Here is an 18765-nt window from a genome sequence, read left to right as displayed (position 1 = left end):
GGCGCGCTCCAAGGTCGCGGAGCTGACCGACGACGGCTTGCATACGATGACGAGGCCCAGGCGCCCGCGGCGACGTCGTCTGTGTAGGCCGCGGGACCCGCGCTCTGCCTTCAGTACGGCCGGTAAGCCCGGGCTTCATCAAGGCTGGCCAGTGGACGGTCGCCGACGGATCGCGTTCTAGTCAGCCCTTCATATTCGCCTTCTGCGCTGTCACGGTGCAGAAGGCGGCCGTGCCGCCTGACCCGATGAGGTTGGCTTGGTCGAGCGTGAGGCCCTGGTTCTCCTTCAGGAGGTAGTAGGCCGTTGTTGAGTTGTAACCGTTTGCCTCGTACGCGCACGTCTCTTGCGCCCACCGGGTCAGCTCGGCGTCCGAGGCGTTCTTGACCTTCGAGCCGTCGGCGCTGAGCCCTCGTACGGTCTGGAAGTAGAAGGTCTTTTGTGCTGTGGTGGGCGGGGTGTCACTCGGCGTCGGGCTGGGCTTCGGCGTGACGGTCACCGTGACCGTGACCGCAGGCGCCGGTGCCGGTGCCGGTGCCGGTGCCGGCATGCTGCAACTGCTGAGCATCAGTGCCGCAGCGACCGCGAGAGACGCAGTCAGGATCGTTCTCGCTTGTCGCCGCAATTGCACGTGGAGATGATCTCGCTCGCCGCTGACACGCAACACGCCGACCACAAGCATCACTGTCAGCTCGGTTCGCCGCGGCTCCTCGGTGCGCAACCCTGCAGGTCGGGGTTCTAGGGCAGGGCGACCGAAGGCGACGACCTCGCAGAGAGGCAACTCTGCGCACCAACCCCTCGCCGGACCCCGCGCGCTGGGGAGGCGATCGCCCTGCACGTCCGCGACATCGATCTCGGTCGTCGCCGGGTCGCAGTAATTAAGAACGCGGTGCGTGTGAACGGCCACATCGTCGTCGGGACACCCAAGTCGCATCACGCGAGGCGGTGCCGATCCCGACCTTCCTCGCCATCGAGCTCGCCGAGCTCTGCCGCAAACGGCCGGCCACCGCGCTCATGTTCGGCGATGGCATCACGCACCTGAACCAGCCGACCGTGCACGCCGGCTGGGACGTGCAGGGGATCACTCGTGCGCAGGCGGTCGATCCGATGTTCCCGAAGCCGACGCTCCACGACCTCCGGCACACGGCCGCGAGCCTCGTCGTCAGTGCGGGGCGAACGTGAAGGCGGTGCAGCGGATGCTCGGCCACGCGTTCGCGGCGATGACGCTCGATGACGGCCCGGCCACAAACCCGGTCAAGGCGGCCTGCTGTGGAGCAGCAGGGTCGAGTTGCTCGTTGGACGCATCCCACGCCGCCTCTTCGGCGATCAACGAGTGACCGTCCCAGCGGGTCAGGTGGCCTCGGCGTCGTAAACGATCGCGGCGCGGGGCGCGGCGGGAGCGACCGGCAGCGGGTCGGCGATCGGCTCGGGTTCCGGGTCGGGGTCCGCAGCGCGGGGCTCCGGGGGCTCCAGCAGGGCGTCGCGGATGATGCGCCGCGGGTCGTACTGGCGCGGGTCCAGTTTGCGCCACTGCTCCTCGTCGAAGTCCTCGCCGAGCTCGTCGCGCATGCGCTCCTTGGCGTCGTCGAGCATGCGTCGGCCCTGACGCACCAGACGGGCGAGCTTGGCGGCGTACTCCGGCAGCTTGTCCGGGCCTAGCAGGAACAGCGCGATGACGCCGATCACCAAGAGTTTCTCGAAGTCCAGCGTCACCAGTGCAGCGTAAGCCTCCGGGCGCCGATCGGTGACTCGCAGGTCCGAGGCGCGCCCGGGATCGCCCTCTAGGGTGGACGGGATGCCCGAGAAGGACGCGAGTTGGGTCTACGCCGACACGTTCGCGATCGAGTCGGAGGCGATGCTCGCCGCTCGCGAATCGGCCCTGCAGTTCGGCCTGCCGACGGTCAGCCCGGCCACCGGAGCTCAGCTGGCGCTTGCGGCTGCGGGGCGTCCGGCAGCCACGATGATCGAGTTCGGCACCGGCACCGGAGTATCCGGACTGTGGCTGCTGCGCGGCGCGCCGGGCGCGCATCTGACGACGATCGACGTGGACCTCGACCACCACCAGGTCGCGCGTACGCACTTCTCCGCCGCCGGCCATCCCGCCAAGCAGGTGCGGCTGATCACCGGCCGGGCCGCCGACGTGCTGCCTCGCATGAACGAGGCGTCCTATGACGTGGTGCACGTCGATGTGGATGCGGACGGAGTCAGCGCCACCGTCGAGGGCGCACTGCGGTTGGCGCGGCCCGGCGGCACGGTGCTGGTCGCACACGTGCTCTCCGGCGGCCGCGTGCCGAATCCCACCAAGCGCGATCGGGCGACCGTGGCCTACCGCGAACTGCTGAAGGGGCTGCGGGAGCGCGACGATCTGCTGCTCGGCATCTCGCCGGTCGGCGACGGCCTGCTGCAGATCGTGCCCCGCTGACCGACAGGCCGCCCAGAGATCCGCTGGACGTCATCCGCTCGAAAAGTAACGCCGCCAGACACACGACACCGCGGTCGGATCGAGTCCGGCCGCGGTGTCGTCGCGTCGAAGATGCGCTGCCGCTAGGAGATCGCTCCGGCGAGCGCGTCGTGCAGTTCTTTGGCCTCAGCGTCGTTGACGGAGACGACCAGGCGCCCGCCGCCTTCCAACGGGACACGCACGATGATGAGGCGTCCTTCCTTGACGGCCTCCATCGGCCCATCGCCGGTTCGCGGTTTCATCGCCGCCATACGGAAGCACCGTCCTCTCGTTCTGGTGAGGTACTAGTATCGCGCACCCGCTGGGACAACCCAAATGGGGCCGGACCCGCGGACGAACTCGGACCACCTGATCAGGTGCCGATGCCGCCGATCGTTCAAGCTGTTCAAGGCACCGCCCAGTACACCTGCGGCAGGCCCAGCACGCACCACATCCACAACCCCTGCGCGGCCAAGCACCCGACCAGCACCAGTCCCCGGCCGATGGCGGACCGGGGCGCGACGGCGCCGGTGAGCGGAGCCATCGGCATCAGCAGCCGGAAGAGGCTGGACTGCGGAAAGAACACCGCGACCAGATACACGCCGTACGAGGCGATCCACAGGCGGTTGAGGGGGCCGAGGCGGCGCACGGGCGAGACGAACAGCAGCACGACGAACCCGGCGAGCACCGCGACCAGCACGACGGGCCCGGCCACGCCTCCGAACCAGAAGCCGGCGGCGAAGAACCATGGGGTCACGAGCGCGAATGGCGCATCGCCCATCCACAGCGATCGCCAGGCCGCCTCGGTCTGCAGGTAGGCGTCGGGCCGGCCGGTCGACACGCCCACGATCACCGTCCAGGCAAGCCCGGCCACCACCGCGACGACGACGAGCGCGATCGCTCCGGACCACTGCAGCGGAGGGACCGGGTCGGCCCGCCGCGACCGCCACAGCCGCAGGGCCAGGTGCGCGGTAACCGTCAACGCCAGCGCCAGCACGCCGGGCCGGGTGAACGCCAGGGCGACGGCGACCGGGATCGCCGTCCAATAGCGGTTGCGGTCGATCAGGCACAGGGCGGCAAGCAGCAGGAACAGGCCCATCGACTCCGCATAGGCCATCTGCAGGATGAACGACAGCGGCGAGCAGGCGAAGATCGCAACCGCGAAGCCTGCCCGGCGGGGCCCCAGATGCGGACGCAGCAGCAGGGCCAGCAGCACGGCGCAGCCGAAGCCGAACCCGACCGAGACCAGCGGAGCGATGCGGGGCCAGGCCTGCACGTCGCCGAGCGCGAGCGCCTTCACGAGCGTCGGATACAGCGGCAGGAACGCCCAGTTGTTCTGCTGCACGGCTCCTGCGGCGTCGGTCAGCCCCGGCCAGCCGTAGCCGGAGAACGCGATCGACCAGTACCAGACGCCATCCCACGACATGGCGAGCGCGCCGAGGGAGGGGTGCACGCCCGTTCGGGAGCCGGGCTGGGCGAGGGAGGAGACGACCAGAAAGAGGGCGGTCGTGACGATGCGCGACGCTCCGAACACGAGCAGCGCACGGCCCCACCACGGCACGGCGGCCCACCCCAGCTGCAGCCCGGTCTGCGGCCGGACGGCGGCGTGCTGGGCGAGCGAGCGCCCGCTCAACTGCTGATCATCCTGGGGCGCTGATCGCAGGGCGCTCATCAGAACGCGGCGCGGGCGAGCAGGGCGCCGGTCACCGCGGGGCGCCGGTCAGCAGGGAGCGCAGGCCGGCTTCGCAGGCCTCGATCTGGGCGACCGGCACCTGCTCGTCGTCGGCGTGGGCGAGCATCGGGTCGCCCGGACCGTAGTTGACCGCCGGCATCCCGAGCCGCGAGAAGCGCGCCACATCGGTCCAGCCGTATTTGGGCCGCGGCGATCCGCCGACCGCCTGCGCGAAGGCGCGCACGATGGGCGCGTCCAGGCCCGGTCGCGCGCCGCCGGCCAGGTCGAGGATCCGAACCTCGAACCCCTCGAACACCGTCCGCACGTGCTCCACGGCCTGCTCGGGCGACGTGGACGGCGCGAAGCGGTAGTTGACGTGCACGGTGCACTCGTCGGGGATCACGTTGCCGGCGATGCCGCCGCTGATGCCGACGGCGTTCAACCCCTCGCGATACACGAGCGAATCCACCTCGACTGAGGCGGGCTCGTAGGCGGCGAGCCGGGCCAGGATCGGCGCCGCGGCGTGGATGGCGTTCTCGCCGACCCAGGAGCGGGCGGAGTGGGAGCGCCGGCCGGTCGTGCGGACCTCGGCCCGCAGGTTGCCGTTGCAACCGCCCTCGATCCCTGCCGCGGTCGGCTCCCCCAGGATCGCGAAGTCGCCGCGCAGCAGCTCCGGATGCGCTTGAGACAGAAGGTTCAATCCGTTGACGCTCTCGGCGACCTCTTCGTGGTCGTACCAGATCCAGGTCACGTCCATCACGGGGTCGGTCAGCTCCACCGCCAGCTTCAGCTGCACCGCGACTCCGGCCTTCATGTCCACGGTGCCGCGACCCCAGAGCACCGCCTCGCCCTGCACGTCGAGCGCGCGGACCGGCAGGTTGCCGTTCAGGGGCACGGTGTCGATGTGGCCGGCGATCACGACGCGGCTCGCGCGCCCGAGCGTGGTACGCGCGACGACGGTGTCGCCGAAGCGGTCGACCGTCAGATGGGCCAGCCCGCGCATGGCGGCCTCGATCGCATCGGCGAGCGGCCCCTCATGATCCGAGACCGTCTCGATGTCGCAGATCTCGCGCGTGATATCGGCCGACGACGCGGCCAGGTTCAGGCTCGGCGGCATTCGGCGAGCCTACCGAGCGGTCGCGCTGCGAGCGGTCGGCCCGGTGACTGGCCGACACTGTGAGGGGTCGCAGCCCCTACCCTTGGGCGTCGTGCCCGACGCTCAGGACGCCGCCCAGCAGGGTCTCCGCCCATCGACCCACCCGGCCCCGACCCGCTCGGCCCCGACGCGCTCGGCCTGGGGGCAGGGGCTCGCCACCGTCGCCCGTGACGGAGGCGTGCTCGACGCCTGGTACCCACAGCTCGGCCTGGGCGAGCCGCCGGACGGCCCGATACCAGACTCCCTGAGCAGCGCCGCTGGTGAGGACCCGCTGCGGGGTGTGCGCACGGAGGTCGTGACGACCCGGATCGACCTGGACGCGCCACCTGCGTCGGTGGCCGACGCCTACCTGCGCCTGCACCTGCTTTCGACGCTCGCCGTCGCGCCGAACACGGTCGACCTGACCGGCCTGCAGGGCCTGCTGCCGATCGTGGTCTTCACCTCCGCCGGCCCCATACCCGTGTCGGGGCTGGACGCCGCTCGGCCGGCGCTGCGCCGTGCCGGGATCACCGTGCACGGCCTCGACCGGTTCCCCCGGCTGCTCGACTACGTGGTTCCCGACCGGGTGCGCATCGCGGATGCGGCGCGCGTGCGGCTGGGCGCCCACCTGGCACCCGGGACGACCGTGATGCACGCGGGCTTCGTCAACTACAACGCCGGCACGCTGGGGACGGCAATGGTGGAGGGCCGCATCGCGCAGGGCGTCGTGATCGGCGCGGACTCCGACATCGGCGGCGGCGCCTCGACCATGGGCACGCTCTCGGGGGGCGGGACCGAGCGCGTCTCGGTCGGCGAACGCTGCCTACTCGGCGCGAATGCGGGCCTCGGCATCGCGATCGGCGACGACTGCGTGGTCGAGGCGGGCCTCTACGTCACCGCCGGCAGCCGGGTGACCCTGCCGGACGGCCGCATCGTCAAGGCGCGGGAGCTGTCGGGCCTGCCGAACCTGGTGTTCCGCCGCCACTCGGTGTCCGGCCGCGTGGAGGCGGTCGAGCGCACCGGCGCGGGCATCACCCTGAACCCGGCCCTGCACGTCTGAGCCCACACCCCTGAGCCGACGCGCCCGCGCCTCTCAGCTCGCGCGGTACTTGTGGCTTCGCGCGGTAGGTGTGCTTACCGCGCGAAGCCAGAAATACCGCGCGACGCCTATGGGCCTGTGGAGAAGGGACTGTGCGGGCGGCTTGTGGAGGAGTCGACGCGCCGTTCCGTGGAGTGGAGTTTGGCTGGTCCGGAGTGCTTCTTCGTCCCGGAGGGAGTGTCGGTGGTGGGTGGTTGAGTGCAGGTATGCAGTCAGTCACCGAAACCCGCGAAGCGCTCGACAGCGCACTCACCGCGGTGCTCGCTGCTCCGATGCTGTCTCGGAACGCGACGGATGCGGAGGTGCTTGCTGCGGTGGAGGGGTGGGAGGCGATCGGTCGGGTCGTCGATGCCCGCCGGGTCCGTGCCGCCGCGGAGGTGGAGTGGCGGTCCCGGGTGCAGTTGAGCCCGAATGGTCTCGCCGAGCAGTACGACGCCCGCGATGGCGCGGACCTGGTCTCCACGGTCGCCCGGATCGGGACGAAGGAAGCGAAGCGTCGGATCGGGGTCGGCACCGCCCTAATGCCCCGCCTCGGCCTGACCGGGGATGAACTGCCCGGCCGGTACCCGACCATGACCGCTGCGGTGAACGCCGGTGAGGTCGGCGTCGAGTCGGCCCGGCTGGTGGTGGAGACCCTCAACTCGGTGCGGAAGCGGACCACGGTCGAGAACCTGGAGATCGCGGAAGCCGAACTGACCGAAGCCGCCGGGATTTTGACTCCGGACCTGCTGTCTGTGCAGACCGCGACGTGGGCGGAGTACCTCGACCCCGACGGCACCGAACCCGCCGACGAAGCACGACGACAGAAACGCGCCTTCCGACTCGGACGCCTCGACGTGGACGGGTTGACGTCCTTCACCGGCCGAGCGACCCCCGAAGTCGCCGCCCTCCTCCGCGAAGCGTTACAAGCACACCGGCGGGGCGTGCAGATGACCTACCAGCCGGCCGGCGGTGAGGACGCCGAGGATCTGGAATCCACCTGGCGGGAGACCGACGGAGACCAGCGCACCACCACCCAGTACGACTTCGACACCTTCGCCGCGATCATCACCGCAGGGGTCCAGGCCGAACACGACGGGACCGTCGGGACGAAGGCCGTTCACGAGGTCGTTGTGCACGTCACCGCGGACGACCTCGAACACCGCACCGGTGGTGGCTGGCCGGAGGGGATCCTCGCCCGACTCCCCGTCCCGACCGTGGAACGGATCGCCTGCGACGGACGGACACGACTGCTGGTCACCGGGGAGCAGGGCGAGCCGCTGTACTTGGGGCTCTCGAACCGCCTGTTCACACCCGCGCAGAAGAAAGCCCTCGCCGCGAGGGATGGTGGCTGCGCGTGGCCGGGATGTACGGCACCGGTCGCGTGGACCGACGCGCACCACATCGCCTGGTGGCACCGCGACCACGGACCCACCGACATCGACAACGGGGTCCTGCTGTGCAGCCACCACCATTATCTGATCCACAACACCGACCGGCACGAGATCCGACTCCACGAGAAACGGCCACACCTCGTCCCGAAAGGCTGGCGCGGGCCGCCCATGCCCCGACACCGCATGCAACGACACCCGATCACTCAGGGCATCCGCGGAACGCCTAAGCGGATGTAGACCGGCGCGAGCATCACCCTGAACGCGGCACCCCGCTCCGAACGCGTCTCCCCCTCACCGTCGCGCAGGTACGCCGGTTCGAAAGCCCGGCCGATTCATTCGGCCGGGCGGACTACCCACGGCTCGCGCCGCAGAAGCGGCGGCGCGATGATCAACGCAGTCAGCGGCCGAGGTGCCGCTCGGTGGGGCCGATGTAGAGCTGCTGTGGGCGGCCGATCTTGGTGCCCGGGTCGACGCTCGCCTCACGCCAGTGCGCGATCCAGCCCGGCAGCCGGCCGATCGCGAAGAGCACCGTGAACATGCGCACCGGAAAGCCCATGGCCTTGTAGATGACGCCGGTGTAGAAGTCGACGTTCGGGTACAGCTTGCGCTCGATGAAGTAGTCGTCCGCCAGCGCGATCTGCTCCAACTCGCGGGCCATGTCGAGCAGCGGGTCCTGCACGCCGAGCGACTCCAGCACCTCGTCGGCGCTCTCCTTGACCAGCTTCGCGCGCGGGTCGTACGACTTGTACACCCGGTGGCCGAAGCCCATCAGGCGCACGCCCTCCTCCTTGCGCTTGACCCTCTCGACGAACTGTCCGACCGTCTCGCCGGAGTCGCGGATGCGCGCCAGCATGGCAAGCACCGCCTCGTTCGCGCCGCCGTGCAGCGGGCCGGCCAGGGCGTTGATGCCGGCGGCGACGGAGGTGAACAGGTTCGCCTCGGTGGAGCCCACCAGCCGCACGGTGGAAGCCGACGCGTTCTGCTCGTGGTCCTCGTGCAGGATCAGCAGCCGGTCCAACGCTTTCGACAGCACCGGGTCCACCTGATACTCCTCGGCGTAGGTGCCGAAGTTCAGGCGCAGGAAGTTGTCGACCAGGCCGAGGCGGTTGTCCGGATAGAGGAACGCCTGCCCGGTGGCCCGCTTGTTCCAGTAGGCGGCGATCACGGGCAGCTTGGCGAGCAGCCGGATCGTGGAGATCTCCACGGCCTCGGGGTCGTGCGGATCGAGGTCCGCCTCGTAATAGGTGGAGAGGGCGCTCACCGCGCTGGCCAGCACCGACATCGGATGCGCGGTGTGGGGCAGCGACGCGAAGAAGGGCCGCAGGTCTTCGTGCAGCAGCGTGTGCCGCCGGATCGTCTCGTCGAACACGCCCAGCTCGTCCGCCGTCGGCAGCTCGCCGTGGATCAGCAGCCAGGCGACCTCCAGATAGCTGGAGTGCTGCGCCAACTCGTCGATCGGATAGCCGCGGTAGCGCAATATGCCCTGGGCCCCGTCGATGTACGTGATCGCGGAGCGGGTTGAGGCGGTGTTCACGAACCCGTTGTCGAGCGTCGTGAACCCGCTGGTGCGGGTCAGCGCACTGATGTCCAGGCTGGAGGCGCCCTGCGTCGCGGGCAGGACCGGCAGCTTCGCCTCCCCACCAGGGAAGGAGAGGGTCGCGAATTCTCCGTCGGTCACGAGGGGTGAGCCTAGCCTCGGCGTGCTCGGGCGCCTCCCAGCTTCACGCACTCCCTGCCCCGGTCCTCCGGTCTGACGCCGAGATCGCGGGGCTGAGATCGTCAGGCCTGCGGAGGGAGCGCCGACACGACCGGGTGGTCGGCCGCGATCACGCCGATCTTCGCGGCGCCGCCCGGGGAGCCGATCCCGTCGAAGAACTCCACGTTCGCGCGGTAGTAGTCGGACCACTGCTCGGGCAGGTCGTCCTCGTAGTAGATGGCCTCGACCGGGCAGACCGGCTCGCAGGCGCCGCAGTCGACGCACTCGTCGGGCTGGATGTAGAGCATCCGCTCGCCCTCGTAGATGCAGTCCACGGGGCACTCGTCGATGCAGGCGCGGTCCTTGACATCCACGCACGGCAGGGCGATGACGTAGGTCATTGGGGCGGTGTTCCTTCCGGCGGAGCATCGAGTATCCCATCGGCGCGCTGCACACCGCGGCGCCGAGGGATCGGAACGCCCAGTACGACGGCGGCGATCAGGACCGGCGCGACGGTCCACACGGTGCCGTAGCGGTCGTCGACCACGACGACCGAGCCTCCCGGTCCCTTGACGGAGAACAGCGCCACGGTCGCGACGATCCCGATTCCAGCGGCGACGCCGTAGAGGCGCCGGCCGGTGGCGGCGCGGATGGCGGCCAGCACGAGCGCGATCATCAGCAGCACGAGCACCAGTCCGATCGGCAGCGGCGTTGCACCAGTCAGTCCGTAGCGGTACTTGAAGGAGCCGAGTGCGCCGGTGAGCAGGCCGGCGGCCAACGCGAGTGCCACGCCGGCCGCGCGAGCGACGATCTCGGAGCGGCCGGGCACGCCACATCCTCCCAGGTCCTTCCAGGCGCCGCGGGTGGACACCTGGTGCTGCGCGTGTTTACATTGAGAGGCAGGTTAGGTAAGGCTTACCTCCCCCGCACCGCACTACCCTCCTGATCCTCAAGGCATCGATCGACGACGCTCGGCCTCAACTGCTCGCGCGAAAGGCGTCCGTGCTCGGCATCTACCTGATCGGCCTGCGCGAAGGACTCGAGGCGGCGCTGATCGTCAGCATCATCTGCAGCTACGTCGTCAAGATCGGCCGCCGCGACGTGCTGCCCCGCATGGTCGGCGGCATCATCGCTGCCGTTGTGCTGGCCCTGGGCGTCGGCGCCCTGCTGTTCTTCGGGGCGCAGACCCTGACGTTCGAGGCGCAGGAGGCCCTGGGCGGCGGCCTCTCGATCGTCGCAGTCGGCTTCGTCACCTGGATGATCTTCTGGATGACCCGCAAGGGTCGCCACCTGTCGAGTGAAATCCGGTCCGACGTCGACCGCAGCTTGCTGGGCGGCGGCTGGAGCGTCGCACTGCTCGCATTCCTCACCGTCGGTCGGGAGGGCGTGGAGACCAGCCTGTTCATCTGGTCCGCGGCCCAGGGCGCCGCGCGCAACTGGCTGACGATCGCCGCCGCGCTCGGCGGCATCCTGACCGCGGTGCTCATCGGCGTGCTCATCAGCAAGGGGCTGGTGCGCATCAACCTCTCGCGCTTCTTCACCATCACCGGCGGCTTCCTGATCCTGGTCGCGGCCGGCGTGCTCAGCTACGGCGTGCACGACCTGCAGGAGGCGGGGGTGCTGCCGGGTCTGCAGCCCTACGCCTACGACATCAGCGCCCTGGTCGCTCCGGGCAATGTGGTCGGCGCCGTGCTCATCGGAACGCTGCTGAAGGGCATCGTCAACTTCTCGGTACAGGCCACCTGGTTCGAGATCGGTGCGTGGGTCCTGTACGTCGGGGTCGTCGGAACCGCCTTCGTCCGATCCGTCCGCGGCAGACCGGTACCGACTCCTGCGTCGACGGCAACCGCACCGGCGGCCGCTGCTCTCTCAACCGCCGGCCCGGCAGGCTCCGCTCGCTCCACGGCCGGCCCGGCCGCCACTGCGCCCGGCGTGCACTGACCCTCACGCTTCCGGCTGTCAGCGGCCGCACCACAGCACTCGAAAACCTCAGGAGACCCGTGTCCCACCGCCGCGCACTGCTCGCGCCCATCGCCGCCGCCGTGCTCGTGACGGCGCTCGCCGGCTGCACCGCTAATCCCCGCACGACCGAGGCTGCGCAGAGCAGCGGCGGCACCGGTCAGGTCGCCGTCGCCGCGACCGACACGTCCTGCACGCTGTCGACGTCGTCGCTGAAAAGCGGTACCGCGACCTTCGTCGTGACGAACCAGGGCTCCTCCGCCACCGAATTCGAGATCCTCGCCAAGGACGGACTGACCATTCTCGGCGAGGTGGAGAACGTCGGCCCCGGCCTGTCCCGCACGCTCAGCCTGCAGACCCAGCCCGGCACCTACACGGCGGTCTGCAAGCCCGGCATGGTCGGCGACGGCGTGGGCCGCAGCACCGTGACCGTCACCGGCAAGCAGGTCGAACTGGCCGGCGACGTGCAGACGCAGACCAAGAAGGCGGCGGCGCAGTATGTCGGCTACGTGCGCGACCAGGCTTCCACGCTGCTGGCCATGACCACACGGTTCGCCGCCCTCTACCGAAGCGGCGACACGGCCGCCGCCAAGGCGCTGTACCCGCAGGCGAGGTCCTACTACGAGCGGATCGAGCCGATCGCGGAGTCGTTCGGCGACCTCGACCCCGACCTGGACGAGCGCCAGGGCGACGTGAAGGCCGGCACCCCGTGGACCGGGTGGCACCGCATCGAGAAGGACCTGTGGCACCCCACCCCCGCCAAGAACGGCGGCACGACCTACCCGGCGCTGTCCTCCGCCGCCCGCACCGCCCTCGCGGACAAGCTGGTCGCCGACACCACCACGCTGAACGACACGGTGCGCGCCTCCTCCTTCACCGTGACGGCCGACACGATCAGCAACGGCGCCATCGGGCTGCTCGACGAGGTCGCGAAGTCCAAGATCACCGGCGAGGAGGAGAACTGGTCGCACACCGACCTGTGGGACTTCAAGGCCAACGTGCAGGGCGCCGAGGTCGCCTACACCGGGGTCCGTGCCATCGCCGAGGCCAAGAACCCGGCGCTCGTCAGCCAGATCGACGCCCGGTTCGCCGCGCTCGACACGCTGCTCGCCCAGTACGGCTCCCTGGAGAAGGGCTTCGTGCTCTACGACAAGCTCAGCACGAGCGACGTCAAGACCCTGTCCGACTCCGTCAACGCGCTGAGCGAGCCGCTGTCGCAGCTGACCGCCGCCGTCCTGAAGTAGGTCCGCCACGACTGGGAACGTGCGACGGGCGGAGCACCAGACCGCGCATGTCGAGACGTCGCACGAGCCCGGCGCGACTGCCGACCGAGGCGGCGTGTCGCGGCGCGGACTGTTCGGTGCGCTCGGCGCGGGTGCGCTCGGCGCAGGAGTGGGCGCTGCCGCGGTCTTCGGCTCGGACGTCGCGGTCCAGGCGGCCACCGGCAACTTCCCCGCCGCAGCCTCGGCCACGCCGTTCTTCGGGCGCCATCAGGCGGGCATCACCACCGCGTCCCAGGACCGGCTGTACTTCGCGGCGTTCGACGTGGCGGACGGCATGGACCGCGCCGGCCTGATCCAGCTGCTGAAGGAGTGGACGAACGCATCCGCCCGCATGACCCAGGGCCTGGGAGCCGGCACCGAACCGGTGTCCGCCGGCGACTACGAGGCGCCGCCCGAAGACACCGGCGAGGCGCTCGGCCTCTCCCCCGCCGGCCTGACGATCACCGTCGGCTTCGGACCCTCGCTGTTCAAGGACGCCGCGGGCCGCGACCGGTTCGGCATCGCTGGGCGCCGTCCCGCAGCGCTGGTCGACCTGCCCGCGTTCCCGGGCGAGGACCTGATCGCGGGCTCGTCGAACGGCGACCTCTGCGTGCAGGCCTGCAGCGACGACCCGCAGGTGGCGGTGCACGCTATCCGCAACCTGTCCCGAATCGCGTTCGGGCGAGCGGTGATGCGCTGGTCGCAGCTCGGGTTCGGGCGCACGTCGTCGACGACACGCGCGCAGGTGACCGCCCGCAACCTGTTCGGGTTCAAGGACGGGACGAGCAACCTGAAGGCCGAGGACACCGAGCTCGTGAACCGCTGGGTGTGGGCGGGTCGCGAGGGCGATTGGATGCGGGACGGCAGCTATCTGACGGTGCGCAAGATCCAGATGCGCATCGAGACCTGGGACCACCAGACGCTGAGCGACCAGGAGGCGACGATCGGCCGCACCAAGCCCCAGGGTGCTCCGCTGTCCGGCGGCACCGAGTACAGCGCACTGAACTTCCACGCGAAGGGTCAGGGCGGCCCCCTCATCCCCACCGACGCCCATGTGCGGCTGGCGCATCCCACGGCCAACGGCGGCGCCCAACTACTGCGCCGCGGCTACAACTTCGCCGACGGCAACGACGACCTGGGCCGGATGAACGCCGGCCTGTTCTTCGCCGCCTACCAGCGCGACCCGCGCACCCAGTTCATCCCGGTACAGACGCGGCTCGCCTCGTCCGACGCATTGAACGAGTACACGGTGCACGTCGGTTCGGGCATCTTCGCGATCCCACCGGGGGTCGAGCGCGGCTCGTACTTGGGCGCGCCGCTCTTCGCCTGACCTTCCGGGCTGCCTCCGCCACTCCCGGATCCAGCCTCGCGGAACGCCGAGGAATTCAGGCGATTTCGAGCAATGCAGGCGATCCGGGCCCCCCGGAGCGTCGATTCCTCGATTTGTCCTGAATTCCTCGGCGCGCACGTATCGGCAACTGCGGCCAGGGCCGCTCCGGCGCGCCGCTACCGGCGAACGGGCACCACCTCGCCCTCGGCACCCTCGATCGCGGCGAACTCGTGGTCTTCGTCGAAGGATTTGGTGCGGGCGACCTGGTAGATGATGAGCCCGTACACCGCCTTGGCGACGATGTCGGCGACCGAGTAGCCGACCTGCTTGGCCACCCAGGCGTCCGCCCCACCGATGTTCAGCAGCGGCAGCAGGTAGGCGATCGGGTACACGCCCCAGCTCAGCAGCAGCAGGAATCGGAGCCGCGACAGCGTCCCGCGCACGGCCACCGGCTGGTTCTCCAGCGACCGGCCCAGCTGCACGAACAGTACGAACAGGATGTAGGCGAAGGGGATGGTCGACAGCAGACCGAACAGCCCGCGCAGGCCGTTGTCGCCGCTGATCTCGCCCGGGTACCCGAGCGCGATCATCAGCGCCGCGGCCGGCACGAGCCGGAAGACGAGCCCTCGCTGCACGGCACGAGCGAGCGCCAGCACGGCGATGAGCTCGACGAGCAGCAGCGGAACCGTCAGCAGCCAGTCGACGTACCGGTAGCCCTCGTTGAACTGCGCCCCGACGGCCTGGGAGTAGGTGCCCGTGCCGCCGACGGACTTGGAGACGTACGCCGCCTTGAAGGAGTCGAAGATCCGGAAGTAGTGGTACGCCGCGATGCCGCACACGATGATCGCGATCGTGATCGCCTGCCGGTACCGCGGCAGGATGCGCGGCAGCGCGATCAGCAGGAACAGCGCCGTGAACAGCTGGGCGGCGATGACCAGCGAGAGGAAGTTGTAGACGGTGTTGAACTGTCCGTTGGACAGGATGCCAGGTTCCACGCGAGTACTCCGAAGTGCGTCAGAGGTGTCGTCCCGGTGATCTCCGGGACCGAGAAGAACCTTACTCGCTGAGTCAACTAATTGGTGAGCTTTTCACGACGCCGATGACCGCGTCTCGGGTAACTTCTGCACATGACCCCGGCTGACCGCCCGTCACACACCCTGACCGGGTTCCCGGCCGCCGCGACCGAGTTCGTCAGCGCGCTGGAGAGCAACCGCCGCCTCATCGCCGAAGACGCGGGCCTGACCGCTACCGAGTTGCGGACCCTGTTCCACATCGCCCGGGTGGTCAGCATCACGCCGAAGGACCTAGCCGGCTACCTGGGCATGACGACCGGAGCGGTGACCGCCATCTCGCGTTCACTGGTCGAGGCGCACCTGCTGCAGCGTGTGGACCACCCCGACGACCGCCGCAGCCTCTACCTCGAGCTCACCGGCGAAGGCCATCGACGGATGACGCAGATCCACACCGACTTCGACGCCATGATCGCCGCATCGACCTCGGGGCTGAGCCCCGAGGACCTGGAGCGGTTCACCGCGGCCCTCTCCCTCGTCGCCGACGAGGTGCGTCGTCGCACGCGCCGCCACTGATGCCCCGCCAGTGATACCCCGCCAGTGATACCCCGCTAGTACTAGCCCGCCTGGACTACCGCGCCGACGGCCTTGCTCAGGCGCTCTGCTTCTTCAGCCGTGAGAAGGAGCGGGCACGCGCCTGCTGGGCCAGCTCGACCTTGCGGATGCGGATGGCCAGGGGGGTCACCTCGACGCACTCGTCGTCGCGGGCGAATTCCAGGCTCTCCTCCAGTGACAGGTCCTGCGGCGGGGTGAGCCGCTCCAGCTCGTCGGAGGTGGACTGCCGCATGTTGGTGAGCTGCTTCTCCTTGGTGATGTTCACGTCCATGTCGTCGCCGCGGCTGTTCTCGCCGACGACCATGCCCTCGTAGACCTGCTCGGTGGGCTTGACGAAGAAGGTGCCCCGCGCCTGCAGGTTCACGAGCGCGAACGGCGTCACGACGCCCGGCCGGTCGGCGACCATCGAGCCGTTGACGCGGGTGGTGATCGGCCCGGCCCAGCGGTCGTAGCCGTCGGAGATGGCGTTCGCGATGCCGGTGCCGCGCGTGATCGTCAGGAACTCCGTGCGGAAGCCGATCAATCCGCGCGAGGGCACCCGGAACTCCATGCGCACCCAGCCGGTGCCGTGGTTCGTCATGGTGCTCATCAGGCCCTTGCGCGCCGCCATCAGCTGCGTGATGGAGCCCAGGAACTCCTCCGGCGCATCCACGACCAGGTGCTCGTACGGCTCGTGGGTGTGGCCGTCGACCTGCTTCGTGACGACCTGCGGCTTGCCGACCGTCAGCTCGTATCCCTCGCGGCGCATCTGCTCGACCAGGATGGCCAGGGCCAGCTCGCCGCGGCCCTGCACCTCCCACGCATCCGGGCGCCCGACGTCCAGCACGCGGATGGAGACGTTGCCGACCAGTTCACGATCGAGGCGGTCCTTGACCAGGCGCGCGGTGATCTTGGAGCCCTTCTCGCGGCCGACCAGCGGCGACGTGTTCGTACCGATCAGCATCGAGATGGCCGGTTCGTCCACGTGGATGGCGGGCAGCGGCCGCACGTCGTCGGGGTCGGCGAGGGTGTCGCCGATCGTGATCTCGGGGATGCCCGCGACCGCGACGATGTCGCCGGGCGCGGCGGAGTCGGTGGGAAAGCGCTCCAGCGCACGCGTGGCCAGCAGCTCGGTCAGGCGCACGTTGGTCACCGTGCCGTCGTGGCGCACCCATGCCACGGTCTGGCCCTTACGCAGGTACCCGTTGAAGACGCGCAGCAGGGCGAGCCGGCCGAGGAACGGCGACGCGTCCAGGTTGGTCACGTGGGCCTGCAGCGGCAGGTCGTCGTCGTATGTCGGTGCAGGAATATGCTTCAGGATCGCGTCGAACAGCGGCTCGAGGTCGTCGCTGTCGGGCAGCGACCCGTTCTCGGGTTTGTTCCAGCTGGCGGCGCCGTTGCGGCCGGAGGCGTAGACGACCGGCACGTCGAGGATGGCGTCCAGGTCCAGGTCGGGCACGTCGTCGGCCAGGTCGGAGGCGAGCCCCAGCAGCAGGTCCTGCGACTCCGTGACCACCTCGTCGATGCGCGCGTCGGGCCGGTCGGTCTTGTTGACCAGCAGGATGACGGGCAGCTTCGCCTCCAGCGCCTTGCGCAGCACGAAGCGGGTCTGCGGCAGCGGCCCCTCGCTCGCGTCGACGAGCAGCACGACGCCGTCGACCATCGACAGTCCCCGCTCCACCTCGCCGCCGAAGTCGGCGTGGCCGGGGGTGTCGATCACGTTGATGGTAACGGGACCCTCGGTCGCGTGCGCACCCCGGTAGGTGATGGCCGTGTTCTTGGCGAGGATCGTGATCCCCTTCTCGCGCTCCAGCTCGTTGGAGTCCATCGCGCGGTCGTCCACGTGGGCGTGGTCGGCGAAGGAGTGCGTCTGCTTCAGCATCGCGTCGACCAGGGTCGTCTTGCCGTGGTCGACGTGCGCGACGATCGCGACGTTGCGCAGGTCGGAGCGGGTGGCGAGCGCCATGGGATTCCTCACGTTGGTCGAGACACGATCCGGCTGGTCTCCGGGCGGGCGACGCCGCATGACTCGGGCGTCGATCCGGCCGGAGGCGTGTGATCGTGCGATGCAGGTCTGTGGTGCCCGATGCAAGTGGGCCGTTCGACCGCGGTGCGCCGACGACGGCGCTGTTCAGGGAACGATCATACCGGGACCAGGTATTCCGAGCGGGGCGCCGCGGCGCGCGTCACCGGCGCACCCTCGGCCGACTCCACGCGCGCTTCTGCGGTGAGTTCGTCGTCCAGCTCCCGAGGAACGCCTCCCAGTGAGCGATCGAGTCAGCGCCAGATCGAGCGAGGCAGGTAGGCGGCGACGACCCAGTTCGGCTGATCCACGACCTCGGTGATCTTCAGGTCGACCACCACCGAGCAGAGCACGTACGCGTCGAGCGGATCGAGCCCGTACTCACGGCCCAGGTGGTCGATCATCGCTCGCACGGCGTCCCGGCTCGCCGCCATCAGATCCGGACCCACGCCGGTCGTCGCCTCGTACCCCGCGTCCTCGATACCGGGACGCAGCGGTCCGGACGTGCGGAACTGCGGCGCCGGAATGGTTCGGCCCCGGTGCAGGCGGACCCGGATCGCGCCCGAAAGACTCGCCTCGATCGCGGCGCCGCACACCTCGCCGTCGCCCTGGGCCGCGTGCGGATCTCCCAGCATGACCCGGGCGCCCGGAACGGACACGGGCAGGAACACGCTCGTGCCGACCGTCAGGTCGCGGGTGTCGATGTTGCCGCCGAAGTGCCCCGGCGGAAAGGGCGAGAGCGGTTCCACCGAGTCCGGTGTCGCGCCCATCACACCGAGGAACGGCCGGAGCGGTATGGTCGCGCCTCCGAAGACGGTGACACCGTCCGCCAGCTCCCACCGGTGCACGTGCAGGTCGGGAAAGTCGTCCGACAGCAGACCGAAATCGGGCAGCACGCTGGTCCAGCCCCAGCTCCCCGGCACGTACTCCAGCGCCTCCAGCTCAACCGCATCCCCCGGCTCGGCGCCGTCCACCATGACGGGACCGACCAGCGGGTAGAGCAGGTCGTAGTCGAGCGGTGGCACCGGTTCACCGTTGCGGAACCCGTCCAGCTGTCCCGCCGCGCATTCGACGGCGTCGAAGGTGATGATGTCCCCGTCGCCGACGGTCAGCACCGGCTCGTGCGCGGTCGTCCACAGGCGATGGACGGGACCGGGGACCTGGAAGGTCGGCAT

General features: G+C 69.7%; 20 protein-coding genes. 8 read left to right on the top strand and 12 right to left on the bottom strand.

Translation table 11 applies throughout. The features are described 5' to 3' along the window. Positions 1-181 precede the first annotated feature (181 nt). Complete coding sequence (locus ACFE7H_RS04060; RefSeq protein WP_375399927.1) at positions 182-718, bottom strand: hypothetical protein; 537 nt, start codon at positions 716-718, stop codon at positions 182-184. A gap of 224 nt (positions 719-942) precedes the next feature. On the opposite strand from ACFE7H_RS04060, the gene ACFE7H_RS04055 reads away from it, so the two are divergent. Further along, positions 943-1179: a hypothetical protein gene (locus ACFE7H_RS04055; RefSeq protein ID WP_375399926.1), complete on the top strand. Its 237-nt coding sequence runs from the start codon at positions 943-945 to the stop codon at positions 1177-1179. On the opposite strand, the gene ACFE7H_RS04050 is transcribed toward ACFE7H_RS04055, so the two are convergent. Together ACFE7H_RS04050 and ACFE7H_RS04045 are read right to left on the bottom strand one after the other, a co-directional pair. Next, on the bottom strand, positions 1160-1327 hold the full coding sequence (locus tag ACFE7H_RS04050; protein ID WP_375399925.1) for a hypothetical protein: 168 nt from the start codon (positions 1325-1327) through the stop codon (positions 1160-1162). The two genes, ACFE7H_RS04055 and ACFE7H_RS04050, sit on opposite strands and share 20 nt — an antisense overlap. A 20-nt stretch (positions 1328-1347) precedes the next feature. Continuing rightward, positions 1348-1710 carry a twin-arginine translocase TatA/TatE family subunit gene (locus tag ACFE7H_RS04045; protein WP_375399924.1) on the bottom strand — a complete coding sequence of 121 codons (363 nt, stop codon included), beginning with the start codon at positions 1708-1710 and terminating at the stop codon, positions 1348-1350. An 82-nt stretch (positions 1711-1792) separates the two neighbouring features. On the opposite strand from ACFE7H_RS04045, the gene ACFE7H_RS04040 reads away from it, so the two are divergent. Continuing rightward, positions 1793-2419: an O-methyltransferase gene (locus ACFE7H_RS04040; RefSeq protein WP_375399923.1), complete on the top strand. Its 627-nt coding sequence runs from the start codon at positions 1793-1795 to the stop codon at positions 2417-2419. 122 nt (positions 2420-2541) lie between these two features. Here the strand turns inward: ACFE7H_RS04040 and ACFE7H_RS04035 are convergent, their stop codons facing one another. The 3 genes from ACFE7H_RS04035 to dapE form a co-directional block, all read right to left on the bottom strand. Next, positions 2542-2709: a DUF3117 domain-containing protein gene (locus ACFE7H_RS04035; RefSeq protein WP_375399922.1), complete on the bottom strand. Its 168-nt coding sequence runs from the start codon at positions 2707-2709 to the stop codon at positions 2542-2544. Positions 2710-2843: 134 nt separating this feature from the next. Further along, complete coding sequence (locus tag ACFE7H_RS04030; RefSeq protein WP_375399921.1) at positions 2844-4070, bottom strand: hypothetical protein; 1227 nt, start codon at positions 4068-4070, stop codon at positions 2844-2846. A gap of 70 nt (positions 4071-4140) precedes the next feature. After that, positions 4141-5226 carry a succinyl-diaminopimelate desuccinylase gene (gene dapE, locus ACFE7H_RS04025; protein ID WP_375399920.1) on the bottom strand — a complete coding sequence of 362 codons (1086 nt, stop codon included), beginning with the start codon at positions 5224-5226 and terminating at the stop codon, positions 4141-4143. A gap of 91 nt (positions 5227-5317) precedes the next feature. On the opposite strand from dapE, the gene dapD reads away from it, so the two are divergent. Together dapD and ACFE7H_RS04015 are read left to right on the top strand one after the other, a co-directional pair. Next, the gene (gene dapD, locus ACFE7H_RS04020) at positions 5318-6304 is read left to right on the top strand and encodes a 2,3,4,5-tetrahydropyridine-2,6-dicarboxylate N-succinyltransferase (RefSeq protein WP_375399919.1); all 987 of its coding nucleotides are present in this window, start codon (positions 5318-5320) and stop codon (positions 6302-6304) included. 245 nt (positions 6305-6549) lie between these two features. Beyond that, positions 6550-7953 (top strand): DUF222 domain-containing protein, encoded by a 1404-nt coding sequence (locus ACFE7H_RS04015; RefSeq protein WP_375399918.1) that lies wholly within the window; start codon positions 6550-6552, stop codon positions 7951-7953. A 160-nt stretch (positions 7954-8113) separates the two neighbouring features. Here ACFE7H_RS04015 and ACFE7H_RS04010 read toward each other — a convergent pair whose 3' ends face one another. From ACFE7H_RS04010 to ACFE7H_RS04000, 3 genes are all read right to left on the bottom strand, one after another. Continuing rightward, positions 8114-9394: a citrate synthase gene (locus ACFE7H_RS04010; RefSeq protein ID WP_375399917.1), complete on the bottom strand. Its 1281-nt coding sequence runs from the start codon at positions 9392-9394 to the stop codon at positions 8114-8116. 101 nt (positions 9395-9495) lie between these two features. Next, positions 9496-9813 carry a ferredoxin gene (gene fdxA, locus ACFE7H_RS04005; protein ID WP_375399916.1) on the bottom strand — a complete coding sequence of 106 codons (318 nt, stop codon included), beginning with the start codon at positions 9811-9813 and terminating at the stop codon, positions 9496-9498. Further along, entirely contained in the window at positions 9810-10241 is a 432-nt protein-coding gene (locus ACFE7H_RS04000; RefSeq protein WP_375399915.1) for a hypothetical protein, read from the bottom strand. Before ACFE7H_RS04000 ends, fdxA begins: the two co-directional genes overlap by 4 nt. 173 nt (positions 10242-10414) lie before the next feature. Here ACFE7H_RS04000 and efeU point away from each other — a divergent pair, with 173 nt between their 5' ends. The 3 genes from efeU (at position 10415) to efeB (ending at position 13963) form a co-directional block, all read left to right on the top strand. After that, positions 10415-11353, top strand: a complete 939-nt coding sequence (efeU, locus tag ACFE7H_RS03995; protein ID WP_375399914.1) for an iron uptake transporter permease EfeU — start codon at positions 10415-10417, stop codon at positions 11351-11353. A gap of 59 nt (positions 11354-11412) precedes the next feature. Continuing rightward, complete coding sequence (gene efeO, locus ACFE7H_RS03990) at positions 11413-12615, top strand: iron uptake system protein EfeO (RefSeq protein ID WP_375399913.1); 1203 nt, start codon at positions 11413-11415, stop codon at positions 12613-12615. A 94-nt stretch (positions 12616-12709) separates the two neighbouring features. Then, positions 12710-13963 carry an iron uptake transporter deferrochelatase/peroxidase subunit gene (efeB, locus tag ACFE7H_RS03985; protein ID WP_375399912.1) on the top strand — a complete coding sequence of 418 codons (1254 nt, stop codon included), beginning with the start codon at positions 12710-12712 and terminating at the stop codon, positions 13961-13963. A gap of 176 nt (positions 13964-14139) precedes the next feature. On the opposite strand, the gene ACFE7H_RS03980 is transcribed toward efeB, so the two are convergent. Further along, positions 14140-14958: a bacteriorhodopsin-like gene (locus ACFE7H_RS03980; protein ID WP_375399911.1), complete on the bottom strand. Its 819-nt coding sequence runs from the start codon at positions 14956-14958 to the stop codon at positions 14140-14142. A 132-nt stretch (positions 14959-15090) separates the two neighbouring features. Here ACFE7H_RS03980 and ACFE7H_RS03975 point away from each other — a divergent pair, with 132 nt between their 5' ends. Next, positions 15091-15549, top strand: a complete 459-nt coding sequence (locus ACFE7H_RS03975; protein WP_375399910.1) for a MarR family winged helix-turn-helix transcriptional regulator — start codon at positions 15091-15093, stop codon at positions 15547-15549. A 76-nt stretch (positions 15550-15625) separates the two neighbouring features. Here the strand turns inward: ACFE7H_RS03975 and typA are convergent, their stop codons facing one another. After that, complete coding sequence (typA, locus tag ACFE7H_RS03970) at positions 15626-17533, bottom strand: translational GTPase TypA (RefSeq protein WP_375399909.1); 1908 nt, start codon at positions 17531-17533, stop codon at positions 15626-15628. Positions 17534-17844: 311 nt separating this feature from the next. Then, a complete protein-coding gene (locus ACFE7H_RS03965) occupies positions 17845-18765 on the bottom strand; it encodes an acetamidase/formamidase family protein (protein ID WP_375399908.1) in 921 nt (306 codons plus the stop codon).

The sequence above is a fragment of the uncultured Amnibacterium sp. genome (assembly GCF_964250715.1).
Lineage (GTDB): Bacteria > Actinomycetota > Actinomycetes > Actinomycetales > Microbacteriaceae > Amnibacterium.
This window is presented reverse-complemented; position numbering and strand designations above follow the sequence as displayed.

Excerpts from the sequence above, each read along its gene's own strand:
- ACFE7H_RS04035 (WP_375399922.1), bottom strand. The coding sequence starts at position 2,709 with ATGGCGGCGATGAAACCGCGAACCGGCGATGGGCCGATGGAGGCCGTC.
- dapE (WP_375399920.1), bottom strand. The coding sequence starts at position 5,226 with ATGCCGCCGAGCCTGAACCTGGCCGCGTCGTCGGCCGATATCACGCGC.
- typA (WP_375399909.1), bottom strand. The coding sequence starts at position 17,533 with ATGGCGCTCGCCACCCGCTCCGACCTGCGCAACGTCGCGATCGTCGCG.
- fdxA (WP_375399916.1), bottom strand. The coding sequence starts at position 9,813 with ATGACCTACGTCATCGCCCTGCCGTGCGTGGATGTCAAGGACCGCGCC.
- ACFE7H_RS03965 (WP_375399908.1), bottom strand. The coding sequence starts at position 18,765 with ATGCCGACCTTCCAGGTCCCCGGTCCCGTCCATCGCCTGTGGACGACC.
- ACFE7H_RS04015 (WP_375399918.1), top strand. The coding sequence starts at position 6,550 with ATGCAGTCAGTCACCGAAACCCGCGAAGCGCTCGACAGCGCACTCACC.
- ACFE7H_RS03975 (WP_375399910.1), top strand. The coding sequence starts at position 15,091 with ATGACCCCGGCTGACCGCCCGTCACACACCCTGACCGGGTTCCCGGCC.
- ACFE7H_RS04040 (WP_375399923.1), top strand. The coding sequence starts at position 1,793 with ATGCCCGAGAAGGACGCGAGTTGGGTCTACGCCGACACGTTCGCGATC.